Annotated in this window: 36 protein-coding genes; all 36 read right to left on the reverse strand. The window is 39.8% G+C overall.

The window, feature by feature from the left end; all coding sequences use genetic code 11:
* Nucleotides 1-89: 89 nt before the first annotated feature.
* A complete protein-coding gene (locus AAE02nite_RS00365) occupies nt 90-395 on the reverse strand; it encodes an FtsB family cell division protein (protein ID WP_146894455.1) in 306 nt (101 codons plus the stop codon).
* A gap of 81 nt (nt 396-476) precedes the next feature.
* Nucleotides 477-1,748 (reverse strand): phosphopyruvate hydratase, encoded by a 1,272-nt coding sequence (gene eno, locus AAE02nite_RS00370; protein ID WP_146894456.1) that lies wholly within the window; start codon nt 1,746-1,748, stop codon nt 477-479.
* Between the two features lie 56 nt (nt 1,749-1,804).
* Complete coding sequence (carA, locus tag AAE02nite_RS00375) at nt 1,805-2,920, reverse strand: glutamine-hydrolyzing carbamoyl-phosphate synthase small subunit (protein WP_146894457.1); 1,116 nt, start codon at nt 2,918-2,920, stop codon at nt 1,805-1,807.
* 77 nt (nt 2,921-2,997) lie between these two features.
* Nucleotides 2,998-3,516: a 50S ribosomal protein L17 gene (gene rplQ, locus AAE02nite_RS00380; RefSeq protein WP_146894458.1), complete on the reverse strand. Its 519-nt coding sequence runs from the start codon at nt 3,514-3,516 to the stop codon at nt 2,998-3,000.
* A 71-nt stretch (nt 3,517-3,587) separates the two neighbouring features.
* Complete coding sequence (locus tag AAE02nite_RS00385) at nt 3,588-4,577, reverse strand: DNA-directed RNA polymerase subunit alpha (RefSeq protein WP_146894459.1); 990 nt, start codon at nt 4,575-4,577, stop codon at nt 3,588-3,590.
* Between the two features lie 40 nt (nt 4,578-4,617).
* Entirely contained in the window at nt 4,618-5,223 is a 606-nt protein-coding gene (gene rpsD / locus AAE02nite_RS00390; protein WP_146894460.1) for a 30S ribosomal protein S4, read from the reverse strand.
* A 51-nt stretch (nt 5,224-5,274) separates the two neighbouring features.
* Nucleotides 5,275-5,667 (reverse strand): 30S ribosomal protein S11, encoded by a 393-nt coding sequence (rpsK, locus tag AAE02nite_RS00395; RefSeq protein ID WP_146894461.1) that lies wholly within the window; start codon nt 5,665-5,667, stop codon nt 5,275-5,277.
* 9 nt (nt 5,668-5,676) lie between these two features.
* The gene (gene rpsM, locus AAE02nite_RS00400) at nt 5,677-6,054 is read right to left on the reverse strand and encodes a 30S ribosomal protein S13 (RefSeq protein ID WP_146894462.1); all 378 of its coding nucleotides are present in this window, start codon (nt 6,052-6,054) and stop codon (nt 5,677-5,679) included.
* A gap of 9 nt (nt 6,055-6,063) precedes the next feature.
* Nucleotides 6,064-6,180 carry a type B 50S ribosomal protein L36 gene (gene ykgO / locus AAE02nite_RS00405; RefSeq protein ID WP_071885446.1) on the reverse strand — a complete coding sequence of 39 codons (117 nt, stop codon included), beginning with the start codon at nt 6,178-6,180 and terminating at the stop codon, nt 6,064-6,066.
* Between the two features lies 1 nt (nt 6,181).
* Nucleotides 6,182-6,400: a translation initiation factor IF-1 gene (gene infA, locus AAE02nite_RS00410; protein ID WP_026461690.1), complete on the reverse strand. Its 219-nt coding sequence runs from the start codon at nt 6,398-6,400 to the stop codon at nt 6,182-6,184.
* Nucleotides 6,401-6,405: 5 nt separating this feature from the next.
* Nucleotides 6,406-7,176 (reverse strand): type I methionyl aminopeptidase, encoded by a 771-nt coding sequence (gene map, locus AAE02nite_RS00415; protein WP_146894463.1) that lies wholly within the window; start codon nt 7,174-7,176, stop codon nt 6,406-6,408.
* Nucleotides 7,177-7,178: 2 nt separating this feature from the next.
* A complete protein-coding gene (gene secY, locus AAE02nite_RS00420; RefSeq protein ID WP_146894464.1) occupies nt 7,179-8,495 on the reverse strand; it encodes a preprotein translocase subunit SecY in 1,317 nt (438 codons plus the stop codon).
* A gap of 6 nt (nt 8,496-8,501) precedes the next feature.
* Entirely contained in the window at nt 8,502-8,948 is a 447-nt protein-coding gene (gene rplO, locus AAE02nite_RS00425; RefSeq protein WP_146894465.1) for a 50S ribosomal protein L15, read from the reverse strand.
* 7 nt (nt 8,949-8,955) lie between these two features.
* Nucleotides 8,956-9,129, reverse strand: a complete 174-nt coding sequence (gene rpmD / locus AAE02nite_RS00430; protein ID WP_146894466.1) for a 50S ribosomal protein L30 — start codon at nt 9,127-9,129, stop codon at nt 8,956-8,958.
* Between the two features lie 5 nt (nt 9,130-9,134).
* Nucleotides 9,135-9,653 (reverse strand): 30S ribosomal protein S5, encoded by a 519-nt coding sequence (gene rpsE / locus AAE02nite_RS00435; protein WP_146894467.1) that lies wholly within the window; start codon nt 9,651-9,653, stop codon nt 9,135-9,137.
* 3 nt (nt 9,654-9,656) lie between these two features.
* Nucleotides 9,657-10,007: a 50S ribosomal protein L18 gene (rplR, locus tag AAE02nite_RS00440; protein ID WP_146894468.1), complete on the reverse strand. Its 351-nt coding sequence runs from the start codon at nt 10,005-10,007 to the stop codon at nt 9,657-9,659.
* Nucleotides 10,008-10,015: 8 nt separating this feature from the next.
* Nucleotides 10,016-10,570, reverse strand: coding sequence for a 50S ribosomal protein L6 (gene rplF, locus AAE02nite_RS00445; RefSeq protein WP_146894469.1), 555 nt, complete (start codon nt 10,568-10,570; stop codon nt 10,016-10,018).
* A gap of 12 nt (nt 10,571-10,582) precedes the next feature.
* A complete protein-coding gene (gene rpsH, locus AAE02nite_RS00450; protein WP_146894470.1) occupies nt 10,583-10,981 on the reverse strand; it encodes a 30S ribosomal protein S8 in 399 nt (132 codons plus the stop codon).
* A gap of 85 nt (nt 10,982-11,066) precedes the next feature.
* Nucleotides 11,067-11,336, reverse strand: a complete 270-nt coding sequence (gene rpsN, locus AAE02nite_RS00455; RefSeq protein ID WP_146894471.1) for a 30S ribosomal protein S14 — start codon at nt 11,334-11,336, stop codon at nt 11,067-11,069.
* 4 nt (nt 11,337-11,340) lie between these two features.
* Nucleotides 11,341-11,895: a 50S ribosomal protein L5 gene (rplE, locus tag AAE02nite_RS00460; protein WP_146894472.1), complete on the reverse strand. Its 555-nt coding sequence runs from the start codon at nt 11,893-11,895 to the stop codon at nt 11,341-11,343.
* A 1-nt stretch (nt 11,896) separates the two neighbouring features.
* Nucleotides 11,897-12,232 (reverse strand): 50S ribosomal protein L24, encoded by a 336-nt coding sequence (gene rplX / locus AAE02nite_RS00465; RefSeq protein WP_146894473.1) that lies wholly within the window; start codon nt 12,230-12,232, stop codon nt 11,897-11,899.
* Between the two features lie 2 nt (nt 12,233-12,234).
* Nucleotides 12,235-12,603 (reverse strand): 50S ribosomal protein L14, encoded by a 369-nt coding sequence (rplN, locus tag AAE02nite_RS00470; RefSeq protein ID WP_146894474.1) that lies wholly within the window; start codon nt 12,601-12,603, stop codon nt 12,235-12,237.
* A 1-nt stretch (nt 12,604) separates the two neighbouring features.
* Nucleotides 12,605-12,862 (reverse strand): 30S ribosomal protein S17, encoded by a 258-nt coding sequence (gene rpsQ / locus AAE02nite_RS00475; RefSeq protein WP_146894475.1) that lies wholly within the window; start codon nt 12,860-12,862, stop codon nt 12,605-12,607.
* Nucleotides 12,863-12,869: 7 nt separating this feature from the next.
* A complete protein-coding gene (gene rpmC, locus AAE02nite_RS00480) occupies nt 12,870-13,073 on the reverse strand; it encodes a 50S ribosomal protein L29 (protein ID WP_146894476.1) in 204 nt (67 codons plus the stop codon).
* Nucleotides 13,074-13,077: 4 nt separating this feature from the next.
* The gene (rplP, locus tag AAE02nite_RS00485) at nt 13,078-13,497 is read right to left on the reverse strand and encodes a 50S ribosomal protein L16 (protein WP_146894477.1); all 420 of its coding nucleotides are present in this window, start codon (nt 13,495-13,497) and stop codon (nt 13,078-13,080) included.
* Between the two features lie 26 nt (nt 13,498-13,523).
* A complete protein-coding gene (gene rpsC / locus AAE02nite_RS00490; protein WP_146894478.1) occupies nt 13,524-14,363 on the reverse strand; it encodes a 30S ribosomal protein S3 in 840 nt (279 codons plus the stop codon).
* Nucleotides 14,364-14,387: 24 nt separating this feature from the next.
* Entirely contained in the window at nt 14,388-14,756 is a 369-nt protein-coding gene (gene rplV / locus AAE02nite_RS00495; RefSeq protein ID WP_146894479.1) for a 50S ribosomal protein L22, read from the reverse strand.
* A 2-nt stretch (nt 14,757-14,758) separates the two neighbouring features.
* On the reverse strand, nt 14,759-15,037 hold the full coding sequence (gene rpsS, locus AAE02nite_RS00500; protein ID WP_146894480.1) for a 30S ribosomal protein S19: 279 nt from the start codon (nt 15,035-15,037) through the stop codon (nt 14,759-14,761).
* Nucleotides 15,037-15,861, reverse strand: a complete 825-nt coding sequence (gene rplB, locus AAE02nite_RS00505; protein ID WP_146894481.1) for a 50S ribosomal protein L2 — start codon at nt 15,859-15,861, stop codon at nt 15,037-15,039. Before rplB ends, rpsS begins: the two co-directional genes overlap by 1 nt.
* Before the next feature lie 10 nt (nt 15,862-15,871).
* Complete coding sequence (rplW, locus tag AAE02nite_RS00510; protein ID WP_146894482.1) at nt 15,872-16,159, reverse strand: 50S ribosomal protein L23; 288 nt, start codon at nt 16,157-16,159, stop codon at nt 15,872-15,874.
* Nucleotides 16,159-16,791 (reverse strand): 50S ribosomal protein L4, encoded by a 633-nt coding sequence (gene rplD, locus AAE02nite_RS00515; RefSeq protein WP_146894483.1) that lies wholly within the window; start codon nt 16,789-16,791, stop codon nt 16,159-16,161. The genes rplW and rplD overlap by 1 nt, the downstream gene beginning before the upstream one ends.
* A 1-nt stretch (nt 16,792) precedes the next feature.
* Nucleotides 16,793-17,410: a 50S ribosomal protein L3 gene (gene rplC, locus AAE02nite_RS00520; RefSeq protein ID WP_146894484.1), complete on the reverse strand. Its 618-nt coding sequence runs from the start codon at nt 17,408-17,410 to the stop codon at nt 16,793-16,795.
* Between the two features lie 176 nt (nt 17,411-17,586).
* On the reverse strand, nt 17,587-17,892 hold the full coding sequence (gene rpsJ, locus AAE02nite_RS00525; RefSeq protein WP_146894485.1) for a 30S ribosomal protein S10: 306 nt from the start codon (nt 17,890-17,892) through the stop codon (nt 17,587-17,589).
* 10 nt (nt 17,893-17,902) lie between these two features.
* Nucleotides 17,903-20,002 (reverse strand): elongation factor G, encoded by a 2,100-nt coding sequence (gene fusA, locus AAE02nite_RS00530; protein ID WP_146894486.1) that lies wholly within the window; start codon nt 20,000-20,002, stop codon nt 17,903-17,905.
* A gap of 7 nt (nt 20,003-20,009) precedes the next feature.
* On the reverse strand, nt 20,010-20,477 hold the full coding sequence (gene rpsG / locus AAE02nite_RS00535; RefSeq protein ID WP_146894487.1) for a 30S ribosomal protein S7: 468 nt from the start codon (nt 20,475-20,477) through the stop codon (nt 20,010-20,012).
* An 18-nt stretch (nt 20,478-20,495) separates the two neighbouring features.
* The gene (gene rpsL, locus AAE02nite_RS00540) at nt 20,496-20,918 is read right to left on the reverse strand and encodes a 30S ribosomal protein S12 (RefSeq protein ID WP_146894488.1); all 423 of its coding nucleotides are present in this window, start codon (nt 20,916-20,918) and stop codon (nt 20,496-20,498) included.
* Nucleotides 20,919-20,936: the final 18 nt, after the last annotated feature.

Consider the following 20,936-nt stretch of genomic DNA (forward strand, 5'->3'; position numbering starts at 1 on the left):
CACCCGATAAAGGTGGCATTTATGTTTTATTTAAATTTCTATACGGTTTACTATTATCCGTTTTAAATGAATTAACCAAATATTTATTTTTATTTGGCTTTATCCTCTTTCTTCATAATAATAAATAAATCTTCGGCAGGCTTTTTCATCTGGTATTTTTCGCGAGCATATTTTTCCAGCAACGCCGAATTACTTAATAATTCTTCCCGGTCTTTCTGTACCTGGGTTATCCGCTGCATATAATGTTCTTTTTCATCTTCCAGCTCACTCAGTTTCTTGCTCATCTGGTACTGGGTAATAAAATCGTTCGAATCGAAAAAGAACATCCAAACCAGGAACAGAATGGTAAATAAAAAATAGAAACTGCGGAAAAACTTCGGGATTCTTGCCAACATATACACCAGTTTTAAAAGAAAAGGCCTGTTAACACCAAAAGTTTAACAGGCCCCTAATTTAAGAAATTTCCGGAACAGGCATTACATTTTTTTGCCCGGGAAATAAGCGGTTTCGCCTAGTTCTTCCTCAATCCGGAGTAACTGGTTGTATTTAGCCATCCGGTCAGAGCGCGAAGCCGAACCGGTTTTAATCTGGCCGGTATTTAAAGCTACCGCTAAATCGGCAATGGTATTATCTTCGGTTTCGCCGGAACGGTGTGACATAATGCTCTTATAACCGTTGCGACGGCCTAAGTTAATAGCATTTATGGTTTCGGTGAGCGTACCAATCTGGTTTACTTTAATCAGGATGGCGTTCGCTATCTGCTGGTCGATACCTTGCTGCAAGCGGTTAACGTTGGTTACAAACAAATCGTCGCCTACTAATTGGGTGGTTTTACCAATAGAATCTGTCAAAGCTTTCCAGCCTGACCAGTCATCTTCATCCATACCATCTTCAATCGAGATAATCGGGTATTTCTTTGTCCAATCGGTCCAGTAAGAAACCATTTCGGAAGAAGTTAATTTATCGCCGGTTGATTTCTTGAAGTGGTAAGTACCATTTTCGTAGAATTCAGAAGCTGCTGCATCCATGGCAATCATTACATCATCACCTGGTTTATAACCGGCCGTTTCAATGGCTTGCAGAACTATTTTAATGGCATCTTCATTAGACTTAATATTAGGCGCGAAACCACCTTCATCGCCTACGTTGGTAGATAAGCCTTGCTTATGCAGTACATTTTTCAGGTGATGGAATATTTCAGAACCCCAGCGTAAGGCTTCCCGGAAAGAAGGAGCTCCCACCGGCATAATCATAAACTCCTGGAAATCAATAGAATTATCAGCGTGGCTACCGCCGTTCAGAATATTCATCATCGGTACGGGCAACGTATTGGCATTAACGCCACCTACGTAGCGGTAAAGCGGAATTTCTAACTCTTGGGCGGCAGCACGAGCAGCGGCCAATGATACACCCAGAATAGCATTAGCTCCTAATTTGCCTTTGTTGGGAGTACCATCCAGCTCAATCATTATTTTATCAAGCAGGCTTTGCTCCAATACGCTAAAACCTACTAATTCTTCGGCAATAATATCATTAACATTACTAACGGCTTGTAATACGCCCTTACCCATGTATTTAGACTTGTCGCCATCGCGTAACTCTACGGCTTCGTGTTTACCGGTAGAAGCACCGGATGGTACCGCCGCACGGCCTAAAGAGCCCGTTTCGGTTAATACATCTACTTCAACCGTAGGATTACCTCTTGAGTCGAAAATCTGGCGGGCATTAATACTTGCTATTATACTCATTGTTACTTTGGTTTAAAATATTACAAAAGATTATAGGTGGAGGTGTTCAAATCCGATTAGGCTTCTCCCTTACGCTGCTTAATCAACTGAATAAATTCGTCGAAAAGATAGGCAGAATCGTGGGGACCCGGTGAAGATTCCGGGTGATATTGCACCGAAAAGGCAGGTTTATCTTTAACCCGGATACCTTCGATGGTACCATCATTCAGGTTAACATGGGTTATTTCTACCTTTTGGTTATTTTTTACTTGCTCCGCATCTACCGCAAAACCATGGTTTTGGGAGGTAACTTCGCATTTGCCGGTTAATAAATTTTTAACCGGATGGTTTAAGCCGCGGTGGCCATTATGCATTTTGTAGGTAGAGATGCCATTGGCTTGCGCTAAAATCTGGTGCCCCATGCAAATTCCAAATAAAGGTTTTTCCTGCTCCAGCATTTTGGTTACATTCTCAACAGCTTGGGTAGTTGCGGCCGGGTCCCCGGGTCCGTTAGAAATAAAATAACCGTCTGGTCCCCATTTCTCCATTTCTTCAAAACTGGTATCGAACGGGAATACCTTGCATTCGCAGCCACGCTGCGTGAAGTTGTTCAGAATATTCTTCTTCACGCCTAAATCCAGAATAGCCACTTTATATTGCTTATTCGGCGCTGCCAAATCATAAACTTCATTAGTGCTAACTTTTGAAGCTAGTTCCAATCCATCCATCGAAGGTGTTTCGGCTAACTTCTCCTGCAGAATTTTAATATCAGCCTCATCGGAAGAAATAATGGCATTCATGGCACCCTTATCGCGAATATGCCGAACCAACTCACGGGTGTCAATTTCACAAATGCCAATAATATTGGCTCTTTCGAAATATTCCTGCAAAGAACCTTCTGCGGAATTGCGGGAAAAAAATTCCGAGAATTCTTTACAAACTAACCCTTTGATTTGAACCTGCTCCGATTCTACTTCTTTCCGAACTACGCCATAATTACCTACGTGTGGAACTGTCGTAATTACAATCTGGCCGTAATAAGAAGGGTCTGTGAATATTTCCTGATATCCCGTCATACCGGTATTGAAGCAAAGCTCACCGGAACTGGTACCAATGCGGCCTAAGCTTTTGCCGCGATAAATTTTTCCATCTTCTAATAATAAGATGGCTTCTGTTGCAATTCTTTCTTTCATGCTCTTGTATTACTGCAAAAATAAAAAAAGGGATATGATAAATATCATATCCCCTTATAAATTACTTGAAAAAATATTTATTCAGCATCCTCTGCTTTAGTAGCTTGATCAGCGTTAGTTGATTCTTCCGGTTTGGCAGGAGCTGCATTAGCTGCAGGTGTATCGGCACTATCTTTCTTTTTAGACCGTCTTCTGGATCTTGGTTTAGCAGCCGCCGCAGTAGCACTCAACATATTCTCGTTGTAATCTACTAACTCAATAATGCACATATCGGCATTATCACCTAAACGGTTGCCGGTTTTCAGAATACGGGTATAACCACCCGGCCGGGTAGCAATCTTATTTGCTATTTCATCAAATAAAATTTTAACCGATTCTTTGTCCTGCAAATAAGAAAATATAGTACGTCTGGAATGCGTCGTATCGTTCTTAGATTTAGTTAAAAGTGGCTCAACATATTTGCGCAATGCTTTTGCTTTTGCCACTGTGGTAGTAACGCGTTTGTGCAAAATCAGCGAAGAAGCCATGTTTGATAACATAGCCTTCCGGTGAGAAGCCGTTCTACCTAAATGATTTATTTTTTTACCGTGTCTCATTATTATTTACTTGTGCACGTGCATACCGTCAATCAACCTTTTACGGGATCGGGAATTATGCCGTTAATTAATTAATCTTCCTCTAATTTATACTTCGACAAATCCATTCCGAAGGTTAAACCTTTTTCCTGAACCAAATTTTCCAGCTCGGTTAAAGATTTTTTACCAAAATTCCGGAACTTCATCATGTCTTGCATATCCAATTGTACCAGGTCTCCCAAGGTACGAATATCAGCCGCTTTTAAGCAGTTGTAAGCGCGTACTGAAAGGTCCATATCGTTCAATGGCGTTTTCAGAACTTTGCGCATATGCAGCATTTCTTCATCTACTGCCTCTTCTTCTTCTGGTTTGGCCGTTTCAAAAGTCATGGTGTTGTCGGAGAACAACATGAAGTGCTGAATTAATATATGAGCAGCTCCTTTAAGCGCATCTTCCGGATGAATAGAACCATCCGTCTGAATATCAATTAAAAGCTTCTCATAGTCAGTTTTTTGTTCAACCCTGGTGTTTTCAATGCTGTACTTTACATTCTTAATAGGTGTAAAAATAGCATCGATTGCAATCTGGCCAAAAACCTGATCATTTGGTTTATTTTCTTCCGCCGGTACATAACCGCGACCTTTTTGAATGGTTAATTCCACATCCAGCGAAATGTTATTGTCCAGGTGACAAATAACTAATTCGGGATTTAGAATTTGAAAGCCATTGGTAAACCGGTTGATGTCGCCAGCCGTAAAGGTGTCCTGATTTCGGATAGAAACTGTAATCTTATCCTCAATGGCATCGTTTGCTTTTTTAAAACGAACCATTTTAAGGTTAAGGATAATTTCTGATACATCTTCTATCACTCCTTCTATGGTGGAGAACTCATGCAATACACTAGGTATTCTCACAGAAGTGATAGCATAACCTTCCAATGAAGACAGCAATATTCTTCTAAGTGCGTTGCCAATTGTTACTCCATACCCTTTTTCAAGCGGTTTAAATTCAAATTGACCATTAAAGTCGTCGGATTTTTCCATTACGACTTTTTCAGGCATCTGAAAGGCTAATATAGACATATAGACTACTTTATTTTTAAAAGATGGAACTAAAGAACTATTACTTAGAGTAAAGTTCTACAATTAATTGTTCCTGAATTTTCTCAGGAATTTGATCCCGCTGCGGCGCAGAAACAAATTTTCCTACCATTTCTTTGCCATCCCATTCTAACCAGCCAAACTGACGGGCGTTACGGGCAGAAAGACTAGTGGTAATAGCTTCAAGAGACTTTGACTTTTCACGCACACCAATTACCTGTCCTGGTTTTAAATTGTAAGATGCAATATTTACAATTTCGCCATCTACGGTAATATGTTTGTGTAAAACTAATTGACGGGCAGCTCTACGGGTAGGTGCAATGCCTAAACGGTAAACGGTGTTATCTAAACGAGCTTCTAACAAAGCCAGTAAGTTTTCACCTGTAATTCCGCCTTTGCGCTGTGCTTTTTCAAATAGATTAGCAAATTGCTTTTCTAAAACACCGTACAAATATTTAGCCTTTTGCTTCTCTGTTAATTGTAGGGCGTATTCCGATTGTTTTTTTCTTCTGCCTCTTCCGTGCATACCAGGAGGATAAGCTTTCTTGGTCAAAGCTTTGCTAGTACCAAAGATAGGCTCGTTAAATCTTCTGGATATTTTCGTTTTCGGGCCAGTATATCTTGCCATTTCTAATAATATTTATGATGAAGCCTCTGCAAAAGAGGCTTCATAATTTTTTTAAACTCTTCTACGTTTTGGTGGACGACATCCATTGTGTGGCAAAGGAGTTACATCTTTTATAGTAGTAACTTCAATACCTGCATTCTGCACCGTACGGATTGCAGATTCTCTACCGGCACCTGGTCCTTTTACAAATACCTCTGCTTTACGCATACCTAACTCATGTGCTACTTTAGCGCAGTCAGAAGCTGCCATCTGAGCAGCATAAGGCGTATTCTTTTTAGAACCTTTAAAACCCATTTTACCAGCCGATGCCCAAGAAATTACCTGGCCATTGTTGTTGGTAATAGAAACAATTATGTTATTGAAAGAAGCTTTAATATGAACTTGTCCGGTTGCCTCAACAACTACGACCCGTTTTTTAGCTTTATCTTTTCTTTTTTGAGCCATTTATATTAATTATTTAGTAGCTTTTTTCTTATTAGCAACTGTTTTCCGCTTACCTTTTCTGGTACGGGAGTTGTTTTTTGTCCGCTGACCTCTCACAGGCAAGCCTTTTCTGTGACGTAACCCTCTGTAAGAACCGATATCCATTAACCGCTTAATGTGCAGTTGCACCTCAGAACGTAAAACACCTTCGGTTTTATGTTCAGCGGCAATAATAGATCTGATAGCACCCGCTTCTTCTTCAGTCCATTCACTAACTTTTTTATCCAAGTTTACACCTGCTTTTGTCAGAATGGATTGAGATGCTCTACGGCCAATACCGTAAATATAAGTCAAGGCAATTTCGCCTCTTTTTTTATCCGGAATATCTACTCCTGCTATTCTAGCCATTTTATTATATTAACCTTGTCTTTGTTTATACCGTGGGTTCTTTTTGTTGATTACATAAAGTTTTCCTTTTCTGCGGATAACTTTACAATCCTCACTTCTCTTTTTAACTGATGCTTTAACTTTCATTTTACTTATACCGATAAACTATTCTTCCTTTAGATAAATCGTATGGCGACATTTCAATTTTCACTTTATCACCGGGTAATATTTTAATATAGTGCATCCGCATTTTACCAGAAATGTGAGATATTACCTGATGACCGTTTTCCAGTTCAACACGAAACATAGCATTTGATAAAGCTTCCACAATAGTCCCGTCCTGTTCTATAGAAGACTGTTTTGCCATATATATTATTTGTGCACCTTTTCAATATATTCGAACGTAGTTAAAACTTCCGCTTTATCCTTACGCACGACGATTGTATGTTCAAAATGAGCAGATGGCTTATTATCCTTTGTTCTGATTGTCCAGCCGTCTGCTTCCTGAACAATATTTTTACTTCCTAAATTTACCATGGGCTCTACTGCTAATACTAAACCGTTTTGCAGTTTTAAACCCTGGCCTCTTTTTCCGTAATTAGGAACTTCGGGGCCTTCATGTAAGCTTTTACCGATACCGTGTCCAACCAACTCCCGCACCACCGAAAAACCTTCTTTCTCAACTTCCTGCTGAATAGTTGAGGACATGTCGCCTAAACGATTACCGGCAATTGCCTTCTCCAGTCCTTTGTATAAAGAGGCCTTTGTTACCCTTAGTAACCGCAAAACATCCTCGGAAAGTTCACCAACACCATGCGTATAGGCACAGTCGCTGTGAAAACCGTTTTTGTATACTCCGCAGTCAATAGAAACTATATCACCACTTTTAATTACGTACTTTCCTGGAAAACCATGTACAACCGCCGAATTAACAGAAATACAAAGACTGTAAGGAAAACCATTGTAACCTTTAAAAGAAGGATGAGCTCCGTGGTCTTGTATAAACTCCTCGGCCCTGGTATCCAGTTCTTTTGTGGTAATACCTTCCCTGATTAAGGAAGCTACTTCTCCATGCGCCTTACTTAAAATTAAAGCGTTTTCACGGATAATATTAATTTCTTCTTCTGTTTTGTAATAAACCATTATTAAGATGCCATCGCAATATTTTGCGTACGGCCTTTCAGTTTACCCGACTTCATCATTCCATCATAGTGGCGCATCAAGAGGTAACTCTCTACTTGATTCAGGGTATCTAAAACTACCCCTACCATAATAATAAGCGAGGTACCTCCGAAGAAAGCTGAAAATTCTCGGGTAACGCCAAATAACATGGCAATTGCTGGTAAAATAGCAATTAAAGCCAGAAACAATGCACCTGGTAAAGTAATTCTATCCAGTACCTGACCAATGAATTCCGAAGTAGCTAAACCGGGTTTAATGCCTGGAATAAATCCTCCGCTCCGTTTTAAATCGTTTGATATCTGGTCAGGATTAACACTAATAGCGGTATAAAAATAGGTAAATACAATTATTAATATACCGAATAAAAGGTTGTATTGCCAGGAAGTAAAATCAGAAAAAGTTGTTCCGATGGAAGCAGCTAGTTCAGAAGAATCGCGCCAGATAGAAGCAATCAAAGATGGAATGAACATCAATGATTGTGCAAAAATAATTGGCATTACGCCCGCTGCATTAACCTTTAATGGAATAAATTGGCGCTGTCCGCTATATTGAGTAGTACCTCCAACCTGCTTTGCATATTGAATAGGAATTCTTCTGATGGCCTGCGTCAGCATTACCACAGCCATTACTATAAAATAAAGTGCTATAAGCTCCAAAATAAATATTAAAGCACCATTTAATTGTTTTGACAAGGCTTCGGCAATTAAAGCACCTGGTAAGCGAGATACAATACCAATCATAATCAGCATTGAAATTCCATTACCAATTCCTTTATCGGTAATTTTTTCGCCCAACCACATACAGAACATGGTGCCGGCGGTAAGAATAAAAATTGAAGTTATGCTAAACCAAAAGGGGTCTACCACAATAGCTTCGGCATTAATCGTTTGAATAAATCCAAAAGATTGAGCTGCTGTAATAACAATGGTCAATACACGCGTGTATTGATTGATTTTTTTTCTTCCGGATTCACCCTCTTTCTGGAGTTTCTGGAAATATGGAACGGCTATTGTTAATAATTGCAAAACAATAGAAGCCGAAATATAAGGCATGATACCTAATGCAAAAATAGAAGCATTGCTAAATGCTCCTCCCAGCAAGGTATCTAAAAGGCCGAAAATACCTTCTGAATTTGATTGCAACCGATTAGGGTCTATACCTGGTAAAACCACGTAAGATCCTAAACGGAATATTGCAATAAAGCCTAAGGTATTCAGTATCCGAATCCTTAGGTCTTCTATTGCAAATATATTCTTAAAAGTTGTTATAAGTTTTTTCATACTTAATTAGAGGGTAACAACTTTACCACCAGCATTTTCTATGGCAGTTATAGCAGTTTTAGAAAATGCATGCGCATGAACTTCTACAGAACTATTCAACTCACCACGGCCAAGAACTTTTATTTTATCATTCTTAGATACTAAACCGTGCGCCTTTAAATAGGCGAAGTCTACTGTTGTAGCATTATCTCTCTCAATTAATGATTGGATAACATCTAAATTTACACCGGCAAATTCAACCCGGTTGAAGTTTTTAAAACCAAATTTAGGAACTCTTCTCTGTAAAGGCATTTGACCACCTTCAAAGCCAGCTTTTTTGCTGTAGCCCGAACGAGATTTAGCGCCTTTATGACCTCTGGTGGAAGTACCACCACGGCCTGAACCAGTACCTCTACCAATTCTTTTTCTATCTTTTACAGAACCTGCAGCAGGTTGTAATGTACTTAAATTCATAATAACTTTATTTTACTTCAACCAAGTTATGCACTTTCTGAATCATACCTAAAATCTGGGGTGTATCTTCAACCGTAATGGTTTTGTTTATTTTACCCAGACCTAGTGCTTTCATCGTCTTCTTTTGTCTTTCCGGACGATCAATAACACTTTTGATTTGTTTAATAGTTATCTGCGCCATCTTACTTATCCGTTAAAAACCTTCTGAAGACTTACACCTCTTTGTTGAGCAACTGCTAAAGGATCTCGCATTTTGATTAAAGCATCAAAAGTGGCCTTAACCACATTGTGCGGATTAGATGAACCTTTAGATTTAGCTAATACATCTCTAATACCGGCACTTTCTAAAACTGCCCGCATAGCACCACCTGCTAATACACCTGTACCAGCTGCAGCAGGTTTAACAAGCACAAAACCACCAGAATACTTACCTTCCATGGCATGGGGAACTGTATTATGATACATCGGGATTTTTACCAGATTTTTCTTGGCATCATCAATACCTTTAGCAATAGCATCTGTTACTTCGTTAGCTTTTCCTAAGCCGTAACCCACGGTACCATTACCATCACCTACCACCACGATAGCAGAAAAACTAAATCTTCTACCACCTTTTACTACTTTAGCTACACGCTTGATTGCCACAACCCGTTCTTTGAGGTCAATCTCACTCGCTTTTACAACACGTATGTTATTCTGTGACATATATTAAAATTTAAGACCGGCTTCTCTGGCGCTGTCTGCTAATGTTTTTACCCGGCCGTGGTATAGATATCCGGAACGGTCAAAAACCACTTCCGTTATACCCTTTTCCTGAGCCAATGTGGCTAATTCCCGTCCAACGGCTGATGACAACTCGCTTTTGCCAGTAGCTTCTCCTGCTAATTTAGCAGAGGAAACAGCTACTAGAGTATTACCAGCAGTATCATCAATTAATTGGGCATAGATATTTTTATTACTTCTGAAAACGGATAAACGCGGTCTTTCAGGAGTACCAGAAATTTTACTTCTGATACTTTTTCTAATTCTGGTTCTTCTTTCGAGTTTACTTACTGCCATGACAGTTATTATTTAGAGGCTGTTTTACCTGCTTTTCTTCTTACTACCTCACCAACAAAGCGTACACCTTTACCTTTGTAAGGTTCTACTTTTCTCAGTGATCGGATTTTAGCAGCTACTTGGCCTATTAGTTGTTTATCGTTAGATTCAAGAGTAATCAGCGGCGCTTTACCTTTTTCTGTAACAGCAGCAGCTTTTACTTCCGGAGGTAAGGCTAAATATATATTGTGCGAGTAACCCAAAGACAACTCAAGCGTATTACCCGCTACAGTGGCTTTATAACCTACACCAATCAATTCTAAAGATTCTTTATAACCTTCGCTTACCCCAACCACCATATTGTTAATCAATGAACGGTATAAACCGTGCATGGCTTTGTGGCGTTTCTGCTCAGTCGGACGAGCTACTGTAATGGTGCCGTCCTCCTTTGATATAGTTATATCTCTGTCTACTAAGGTACTAAGTGAACCTTTTGGACCTTTTACGGTTACTAAATTATTATCTGCTACTGTCAAATCAACATTAGCAGGTAAAGTAATGGGCAATTTACCTATACGTGACATAGTGATGTTTTCTTAATAAACGTAACACAAAACTTCCCCACCCACATTAAGGTCTTTTGCCTCTTTTTCAGTAATAACCCCTTTAGAGGTGGATAAAATGGCTACACCTAAACCGTTTAATACTCTCGGCAAGTTTTCATAATGAGCATATTTCCGTAAACCAGGTTTACTTACTCTTTCCAGGTTTACAATAGCAGGTTGCTTTGTACTTGGATTATATTTGAGAGCTATTTTAATAGTTCCCTGTACACTAGAGTCATCAAACCGATAGCTTTGAATATACCCTTTCTCGTGAAGTACTCTGGTTATTTCCTTCTTGATTTTGCTGGCCGGAATTTCAACCACCCGATGATTTGCTTTGATAGCATTTCTGAGCCTGGTCAAATAATCTGCTATTGGATCTGTATTCATTATGAATAAATATTTTAGCTCTTCTTTTTAAAGAGCCGCAAAGATACTAATATTTTAGTTATTAATTACTATTGATAAAAAAAAATTACCAACTTGCTTTGGTTAAGCCGGGAATTTTTCCTTCAGAAGCCATGTCGCGGAACATAACCCGGGAAATACCAAACTTCCGCATGAAACCCCGCGGACGACCTGTAATCCGGCAACGGTTATGTAACCGAATAGGCGAAGCATCTTTCGGTAATTTATCTAAAGCATCCCAATCGCCGGCTGCTTTAAGTGCTTTTCTTTTTTCAGCATACTTGGCAACCATCTTTTGCCGCTTCAGCTCTCTCGCTTTTACTGATTCTTTGGCCATTTTATTATTTTTTTACATTCATGAATGGCATACCAAATGCTTTTAACAGCTCATAACTTTCTTCGTCATTCTTAGCTGTTGTTACAAAGGTAATATCCATTCCTGAGATTGCTTTAATTTTATCGATGCTTATTTCGGGGAAAATGATTTGCTCTTTTACACCTAAAGTATAATTTCCTCTACCATCAAACCCTTTTTCGCTTATACCTCTGAAGTCACGAACCCGTGGTAAAGCAACAGTCATTAACCGGTCCATAAATTCGTACATCTTGTCACCTCTTAAAGTAACTCTAGCACCAATGGGCATACCTTCGCGCAATTTAAAGTTAGAAACCGAAGTTTTTGCCTTCGTTGCAACAGCTCTTTGGCCCGAAATAGTGGTCAATTCATCAACACCTACATCAACTAATTTCTTGTCTGATACCGCGCTGCCAATACCTTTATTAATGCAAATCTTAACTATTTTAGGAACTTGCATTACACTTTTATACTGAAACCGCTCTCTTAATTGATTAACGATTTCCGTGTTATATTTTTCTTTTAAACGTGCAGTAGCCATATTAAATTAAATCTCCTGTTTTTTTAGAATACCGCTGCAGTTTACCATTTTCTCCCGCTCTTTTGCCGGTTCTGGTTACCGCACCGGAAGCAGTTACCAGCTGTACATTGCTGGCGTGAATTGGTGCTTCCATTTTGCTGATACCTCCCTGTGGGTTTTTAGCACTTGGCTTATTGTGTTTAGTAACCAGGTTTATACCCTCTACTATAACTTTATTCAGTTCTCTTTTAACGGATACAATCCGCCCTGTTTTACCGCGATCGTTACCGGAAATAACTTTTACAGTATCACCGGTTTTTACATGCAGTTTATTTACTTTTTCGTTTTGTGCTTTCATGATTATAATACCTCCGGAGCTAAAGAAACGATTTTCATAAATTGCTTTTCACGTAATTCACGCGCAACCGGACCAAATATCCGGGTTCCTCTTGGCTCATCGTTATTGTTTAATAACACCGCTGCGTTATCATCAAAACGAATGTATGATCCGTCTTTCCGGCGGATTTCTTTTTTGGTGCGAACAACTACCGCTTTCGAAACAGAGCCTTTTTTAACGTTACCAGATGATAAAGCTGATTTTACAGTTACTATTATTTTATCGCCAATAGAAGCGTATTTTTTTCCTGTTCCGCCTAAAACCCGGATTACTAAAACTTCTTTAGCTCCGCTGTTGTCGGCTACAGATAATCTTGATTCCTGCTGTACCATCTTACTTAGCTCTTTCTATTATTTCTACTAAACGCCAGTTCTTGCTTTTGCTCAATGGCCGGGTTTCCATGATTCTTACTAAATCACCTTCACCGCACTCGTTGTTTTCGTCGTGGGCTTTAAACTTCGTAGACTTGTTTACAAACTTCCCGTAAATGGGGTGTTTCATTTTACTTTCTACGATAATGGTGATTGTCTTATTCATTTTGTTACTGACAACCCGACCTGTTCTTTCTTTTCTGAGATTTCTTTCTTCCATTGTAATATTATTTAGAAGCTCCCTCTAATTCTCTTTTTCTTAATTCCGTCTGTAATCTGGCGATAACTTTCCGGTTTTGCTTTATCCGCAGAGGATTCTCTAATGGAGAAATAGAATGTGCAAATAACAAAGACTGACGGCTGGAAGTTTCTGCTTGTAAGCGTTCTTTTAGATCTTCTAAAGAAAGCGCTTGTATTTCTGAATATTTCATTTTACTATTCTACGAAATCTTTACGTACAACAAATTTTGTTCTCACTGGCAGCTTTTGGGCTGCTAATCTTAAAGATTCCTGAGCAGTTTCCAGAGGTACTCCATCAGATTCAAATAAAATGGTACCTGGTTTAACCACAGCTACCCAATATTCTGGCGAACCTTTACCTTTACCCATCCGAACCTCAGCTGGCTTTTTGGTAATTGGTTTATCAGGGAATATCCGGATCCACACCTGGCCTTCACGTTTCATGGCACGCGTCATTGCAATACGCGCAGCTTCGATTTGGCGGCTGGTAATCCAGGAAGCTTCTAATGATTTTATAGCAAAAGAACCGAAGGAAATGGTGCTACCCCGATGAGCTAGCCCTTTAACTCTCCCCTTCTGCATTTTTCTATATACTGTCCTTTTCGGCTGTAACATTTTCTAAAATGTTTTAATTCTTAAAATTATTTGTTTCTGGGTTTACCACCCCCACCACCGCTTCTGCGCTGTTGGCCGCCATCTCTTCTGTCTCTGTTGGCATTATCGCCCCGGTCGTTGCGATCTCTGCGACCACCACGGTCACCTCTATCGCCTCTTTCACCACCTCTTTCGTTCCGTGGAGCGCCGCCAGCATTGCCAGATGGTTTGGATTGCTCTTGGTTTGGAGAAAGGTCTTTTTTACCAAATACCTCTCCTTTAAAGATCCATACTTTAATACCTAACTTACCGTACACTGTCTGCGCTTCAGATAACGCATAGTCAATATCGGCCCGTAAAGTATGCAAAGGCGTTCTGCCTTCTTTGTATGATTCGGTACGTGCCATCTCGGCACCACCTAAACGACCAGAAACCTGAACTTTTACTCCTTCGGCTCCTACCCGGATAGCAGAGGCAATTGCTTGCTTCATGGCTCTCCGGAAAGAGATTCTGGCTTGTAACTGCTGTGCAATTGATTCACCTACTAATTTAGCATCCAATTCCGGGCGCTTAATTTCGTAGATGTTAATTTGAACATCTTTGTTCGTTACTTTTTTAAGCTCTTCTTTAATCTTATCTACTTCCTGGCCACCTTTACCAATAACAACACCCGGGCGAGCCGTGTTAATTGTAATGGTAATCCGCTTCAGGGTTCTTTCAATAATTATTTTTGAAATACCTCCTTTAGGAATACGAGCCAGAATATATTTTCTTATTTTCTCATCTTCGATGAGCTTATCAGCGAAATCTTTTCCACCGTACCAATTAGAGTCCCATCCTTTGATGATACCTAATCTTAAACCTACCGGATTTACTTTTTGTCCCATTATTACAAAATATTTCGCTTATTACTATTGATTATTTACCTCGAGTTCTTCCACGCGGCTATCAATAATAATAGTAACATGGTTTGATCTCTTTCTGATTCTATGACCGCGGCCTTGAGGTGCTGGTCTTAATCTTTTCAGCATTTTGCCTTCATCTACTCTGATTTCTTTGATGTAAAGATTAGAATCTTCGATGCGGGCATCAGCATTTGCTTGCTGCCAATTAGATAAAGCTGATAGTAATAATTTTTCAATTTTCTCAGCTCCAACATTTGCTTCAAATTTTAATAAACCTAAAGCTTTGTTTACACTTTGGCCTCTAACCAAACCAGCTACCAGGCGCATTTTGCGAGGGGAGGTAGGAACGTTTCTTAATTTAGCTATTGCTTGCATTGTTATCTCTTACCTTTATCTTTTTTAGCAATATGGCCTCTGAAATTTCTGGTTGGAGCAAATTCTCCTAGTTTGTGGCCTACCATGTTTTCTGTAACATAAACCGGAATAAATTTATTCCCATTGTGAACAGCAAAGGTATGACCAACGAAATCCGGAGAAATCATGGACCGGCGAGACCAGGTTTTAACCACGGTTTTCTTGCCGGTATCTTCCATTGCTGTTACTTTCTTTTCGAGCCTGAAGTCAATATACGGCCCTTTTTTTAATGATCTTCCCATTATTTTTTACCTCTATTAACAATCAGGTTCTCTGAATATTTATTTTTATTTCTTGTCTTTTTACCTTTTGAGAATAAACCTTTTCTAGAACGAGGCTGCCCTCCAGAAGATTTACCTTCACCTCCACCCATTGGGTGATCTACTGGGTTCATGGCTACACCACGAACTCTAGGCCGGATACCCAACCATCTGCTTCTTCCCGCTTTACCCAAATTCACATTCATGTGGTCAGCGTTAGATACCGTTCCTACGGTTGCCATGCAGGTTACTAAAACCATGCGCATTTCACCAGAGGGCAATTTAATGGTAGCGTATTTATTTTCCCGGGCTACTAACTGGGCGTAAGTACCAGCGCTGCGTGCTAAAGTACCGCCATTCCCAGGCATCAATTCAATATTGTGTACAATAGTTCCCAAAGGCATATCCGACAGTGGCAAGCTATTGCCAACTTCTGGTGCTACACCCGGGCCCGAAATAACGGTGCTGTTTACATTCAGTCCTGCTGGCGCCAGAATGTAGCTCTTCTCGCCGTCTGCGTAGTACAATAATGCAATACGGGCAGTTCTGTTCGGATCGTATTCTATAGCTTTTACAGTAGCCGGAATACCAAACTTATTTCTTTTAAAATCGATGATCCGGTATTTTTGTTTATGACCGCCTCCTATGTAGCGCATGGTCATTTTACCTGAATCATTTCTACCACCAGATTTTTTTATAGGTGCCAACAAAGATCTCTCTGGCTGGTCTGATGTAATTTCATCAAACGTCGGAGCCACTCTAAATCTTTGACCTGGTGTTGTCGGTCTTAATTTTCTTAATGCCATCTTCTAATTATTAAATGCCGCTGTAAAAATCAATAAATTCCCCTTCTTTTAAGCTAACGATTGCTTTTTTAATAGAAGGCTTACGTCCGCTTACAACACCGGCTTTCGTATTCTTAACTTTAAGTTTTCCTTGTACACGCATGGTAGAAACTTTTTCTACGGTTACGCCATACAATTTTTCAACCGCTTTCTTTATCTCCACTTTATTAGCAGTTCTTTCAACTTCAAAGGCATATTTGCCTTTCTCGTTTAAAGCGGCCATCTTTTCAGTAACCAAGGGTTTTTTTAATACTTGCATTATTTTGTGCTATAAAGCTTCTCTAAAGTGGACAATGAATCTTCCGTCAGTAACAAAGTTTCGGCTTTCAATAAATCATAAGTATTTAAATCCGCTGCTTCTGCTACTTTCACTTTTTGGATATTACGGCTTGATAAATAAAGATTAGTATCTTTTTGAGCCGTCACGATTAAAGTTTTCTTATTAGAAAAATTCAATTTTCCTAAAACACCTACAAATTCACTGGTTTTTGGTTGTTCAAAAGACAGTGATTCTATTAATGCCACTTTATTGTCTTTTGCCAGGGAAGATAATGCTGATAAACGGGCAAGGGATTTTAGCTTTTTGTTTAATTTAAAGCTATAGTTCCGTGGTCTAGGTCCAAATACTCTACCACCACCAATAAATACCGGGGATTTCATGCTGCCTGCACGGGCACCGCCTGTACCTTTTTGTTTCTTCAGTTTCTTAGTGGTTCCAGAAACTTCGTTGCGTTCCTTGGATTTGTGCGTTCCCTGACGCTGGTTTGCCAGGTATTGTTTTACATCCAGATACATGGCGTGCTGATTCGGCTCAATGCCAAATATCTCCGCCGAAAGGGTTACCTTTCGGCCAGTATCTTCTCCTGCTTTATTTAATACAGAAAGCTCCATCTTATTTCTCTAAAACTACAAATGAATTTTTGGCACCAGGAACGGAACCACTAACTAGAATCAAATTTTTATCGGTTAATACCCGTAAAACCCGTAAGTTCTGGACTTTTACGCGGTCATTACCCATGCGGCCCGCCATTCTCATGCCTTTAAACACGCGAGAAGGCCAGGAGCAAGCTCCAATTGAACCTGGGTGTCTTGCCCGGTTATGCTGACCGTGGGTTTGGCCGCCAACACCGCTAAAGTTATATCTTTTTACTACGCCTTGGAATCCTTTACCTTTTGAAGTTCCAATTACATCCAAAAACTCACCTTCTTCGAAAAGGTCAACGTTAATGGTATCTCCTAAATTAAAACCTTCAACTTCGGTCTTAAACTCTACAACCTTTACTTTAGGAGTTGCGTTAGCTTTTTTAAAGTGGCCGATTTCAGCCTTATTTGCTAATTTTTCTTTTTTGTCACCGTAGCCAACTTGAACAGCTTTATAGCCATCAACTTCTACAGTCTTCACTTGTGTTACCACACACGGACCTGCTTGAATAAGCGTAGCAGCTACGCTTTTCCCGTCAGGTGTGAAGAGGCTTGTCATTCCGATTTTTCTACCGATTATTCCAGGCATTCTACTTTCTGATTAAACAATCTTAATAAATACACTTATCCCTTCGTTAAGGGAGTGCAAAGATACTATTTTTAAATTTCTTTTTGCAAACTATTGTTAATTAATTTTTTAACTAACCATAATAAAAAAAGAACCAGTAAATACCGGTTCTTTTTTTATTAGCAAAAAAAAGGTTATCAAACTTTAATTTCTACATCAACGCCACTTGGTAACTCCAGCTTCATTAAGGCATCTACTGTTTTTGAACTAGTTGAATAAATATCAACTAATCTTTTGTAGGTACAAAGCTGAAATTGCTCCCGTGCTTTTTTATTTACGTGGGGTGAACGCAATACTGTAAAAATATCTTTTTCGGTAGGTAAAGGAATAGGTCCACTAACAATGGCACCGGTCGTCTTTACGGCTTTTACAATCTTTTCAGCAGATTTATCTACCAAATTATGATCGTAAGACTTTAATTTAATTCTGATTTTCTGGTTCATTATTTTAAGACTATTTACCTGTACCTTTTACTTTAGCTATTATACCTTCGGCCAAATTTGTTGGCACTTGCTCGTAATGCGAAATAGTGATGTTGGCTGTTGCACGACCAGAGGTTAAAGTTCTTAAATCAGTTACATAACCAAAAAGTTCCGATAAAGGTACATCTGCTTTAATTACCTGAGAACCGGCCTTTGTATCCATACCTTTCATTAAGCCTCTGCGACGGTTTAAATCGCCGGTTACAGGGCCAGTATACTCATCCGGCGTAACTACCTCAACTGCCATAATTGGTTCTAATAATTTCGGCGAGCATTTTCTTGCTGCTTCTTTAAAACCCTGGCGAGCGGCTAATTCAAAAGATAACGCATCAGAATCGACATCATGGTAAGAACCGTGGAATAACCGCACCCGCATAGATTCTATCGGGAATCCAGCTAATACACCTTCTTTCATTGATTCTTCAAAGCCTTTCTGAATAGCAGGAATAAATTCTTTTGGAATTACCCCCCCCACAATCGCATTAACAAATTCTAATCCGGCTTTTCCATCTTCCCGCGGTCCTAATTCAAATACAATATCGCCGTATTTACCACGACCACCCGATTGTTTCTTATAAGTTTCCCGGTGCTCGGTTTTAGAGGTAATGGTTTCTTTATAAGCTACTTGTGGTGCACCTTGGTTTATTTCTACCTTAAATTCTCTTTTAAGGCGATCCATGATAATTTCGAGGTGCAACTCACCCATACCTCTCAGAATGGTTTGTCCTGTTTCCTGGTCTGTATGTACTAACAAAGTTGGATCTTCTTCTACCAACTTACCTATCGCCATACCCATCTTATCTGCATCGGCTTGGGTTTTAGGCTCAATAGCGTAACCAATTACCGGTTCTGGGAACTCCATAGCTTCCAAAACAATTTTATGATTTTGGTCGCACAGCGTATCTCCAGTCTTTATATCTTTAAAGCCAACTACCGCTCCTATATCACCAGCTCCTAAACGCTCAATCGCGTTTTGCTTATTAGCATGCATTTGGAATATACGAGAGATACGTTCTTTATTGCCGGAACGGGTATTAAATACGTATGATCCTGATTCCAGTACACCAGAGTAAGCTCGGATAAAGCAAAGACGGCCTACATAGGGGTCAGTTGCAATTTTAAAAGCCAACGCTGCAAACGGATCAGTTTCGCTTGGTTTACGGGCTACTTCAGCACCGGTATCCGGGTTAGTTCCTTTAATACTTTCTTTATCCAGCGGAGAAGGGCATAATGCCATTACATAATCCAGCATGGTTTGTACACCTTTGTTCTTGAAAGAAGATCCACATAGCATTGGTACAATGGCCATGTCGATAGTTGCTTTGCGAAGAGCAGTCAGAATTTCCTCTTCGGTAATAGATTCCGGATTATCAAAATATTTCTCCAGCAATGTCTCATCGTAATCAGCTACTGCTTCTAATAACTTTTCCCGGTATTCAGTAGCTTCTTCCATCATATCATCCGGAATGGGCACTTCGGTAAAGGTCATACCTTTGTCATGCTCGTTCCAAACAATACCGCGGAAGTTTACTAAATCCACTACTCCTTTAAAATCATCTTCTGATCCGATTGGCAATTGTAAAGCTACCGCATTGCTGCCTAACATTTCTTTAACTTGTTTTACAACAGCTAAGAAATCCGCACCTGAACGGTCCATTTTATTTACGAAACCAATACGAGCAACATTATAATTATTCGCTAAGCGCCAGTTAGTTTCTGATTGTGGCTCTACACCATCAACCGCACTAAATAAGAACACCAAACCATCTAATACGCGCAGAGACCGGTTTACCTCTACTGTGAAATCCACGTGGCCCGGGGTATCAATAATATTGATATGGTAAGTATTATTTCTGTATTTCCAATCAACTGTTACAGCCGCTGAAGTAATGGTAATACCACGCTCCTGCTCCTGCTCCATCCAGTCTGTAGTTGCCGCGCCATCATGAACTTCTCCTAATTTATGGCTTGCACCTGTATAATAAAGGATACGCTCAGTGGTTGTGGTTTTACCAGCATCAATGTGTGCCGCTATACCTATATTTCTTGTATATTTTAAATCGCGTGCCATTTATTACTTAGAATCTAAAATGTGAGAAGGCTTTGTTAGCCTCTGCCATTCTATGTGTATCATCTTTTTTCTTCACTGCTGCACCTTCACCTTTGGCCGCGGCAATTATTTCACCGGCTAATTTATCGGTCATGGTTTTTTCTCCGCGCTTTCTGGCGTAAAGAATCATCCATTTTATTCCCAAAGAAATCTTCCGATCAGGTCTAACTTCAGTAGGAACCTGGAACGTTGCACCACCCACGCGCCGGCTTTTTACTTCCACACTTGGCATGATGTTGTTCAACGCTTTTCTCCACTGCTCTAAACCATTTTCTTTGGTCCGTTTTTCAACTGCTTCGCACGCGTCATAAAAAATATTGTAAGCAATACTTTTTTTGCCATCGTACATCAGGTAGTTAACAAAACGGGTTACCAAAGTTTCTTTGTACTTTGGATCTGGAAGAAGAATTCTATTTTTAGGTTTTGCTTTTCTCATTGTATTACTACTGTCTTATTATTTCTTCTTACCTGGAGCTGGTTTACCACCTTTTGCAGCTGGTTGCCCCGGTTTCGGACGTTTTGCTCCGTATTTTGATCTGCGCTGAAGCCTGCCATTTACACCGGCCGTATCTAACGCACCACGAATAATGTGGTACCGAACGCCTGGTAAATCTTTTACTCTGCCACCTCTGATAAGCACAATAGAGTGCTCTTGTAAGTTATGGCCTTCACCCGGTATGTAAGCGTTTACCTCTTTACCATTGGTTAAGCGCACACGGGCAACTTTACGCATGGCAGAATTAGGTTTCTTAGGGGTTGTTGTATAAACCCTGGTGCACACCCCTCGTCTCTGTGGACAAGAATCTAAGGCTGGAGACTTTGATTTATAAATCAATTTCTCTCTTCCTTTTCGTACTAATTGTTGTATAGTAGGCATTTACTAAATTTTTATAGG

This window comes from Adhaeribacter aerolatus (assembly GCF_007991635.1).
GTDB lineage: Bacteria > Bacteroidota > Bacteroidia > Cytophagales > Hymenobacteraceae > Adhaeribacter > Adhaeribacter aerolatus.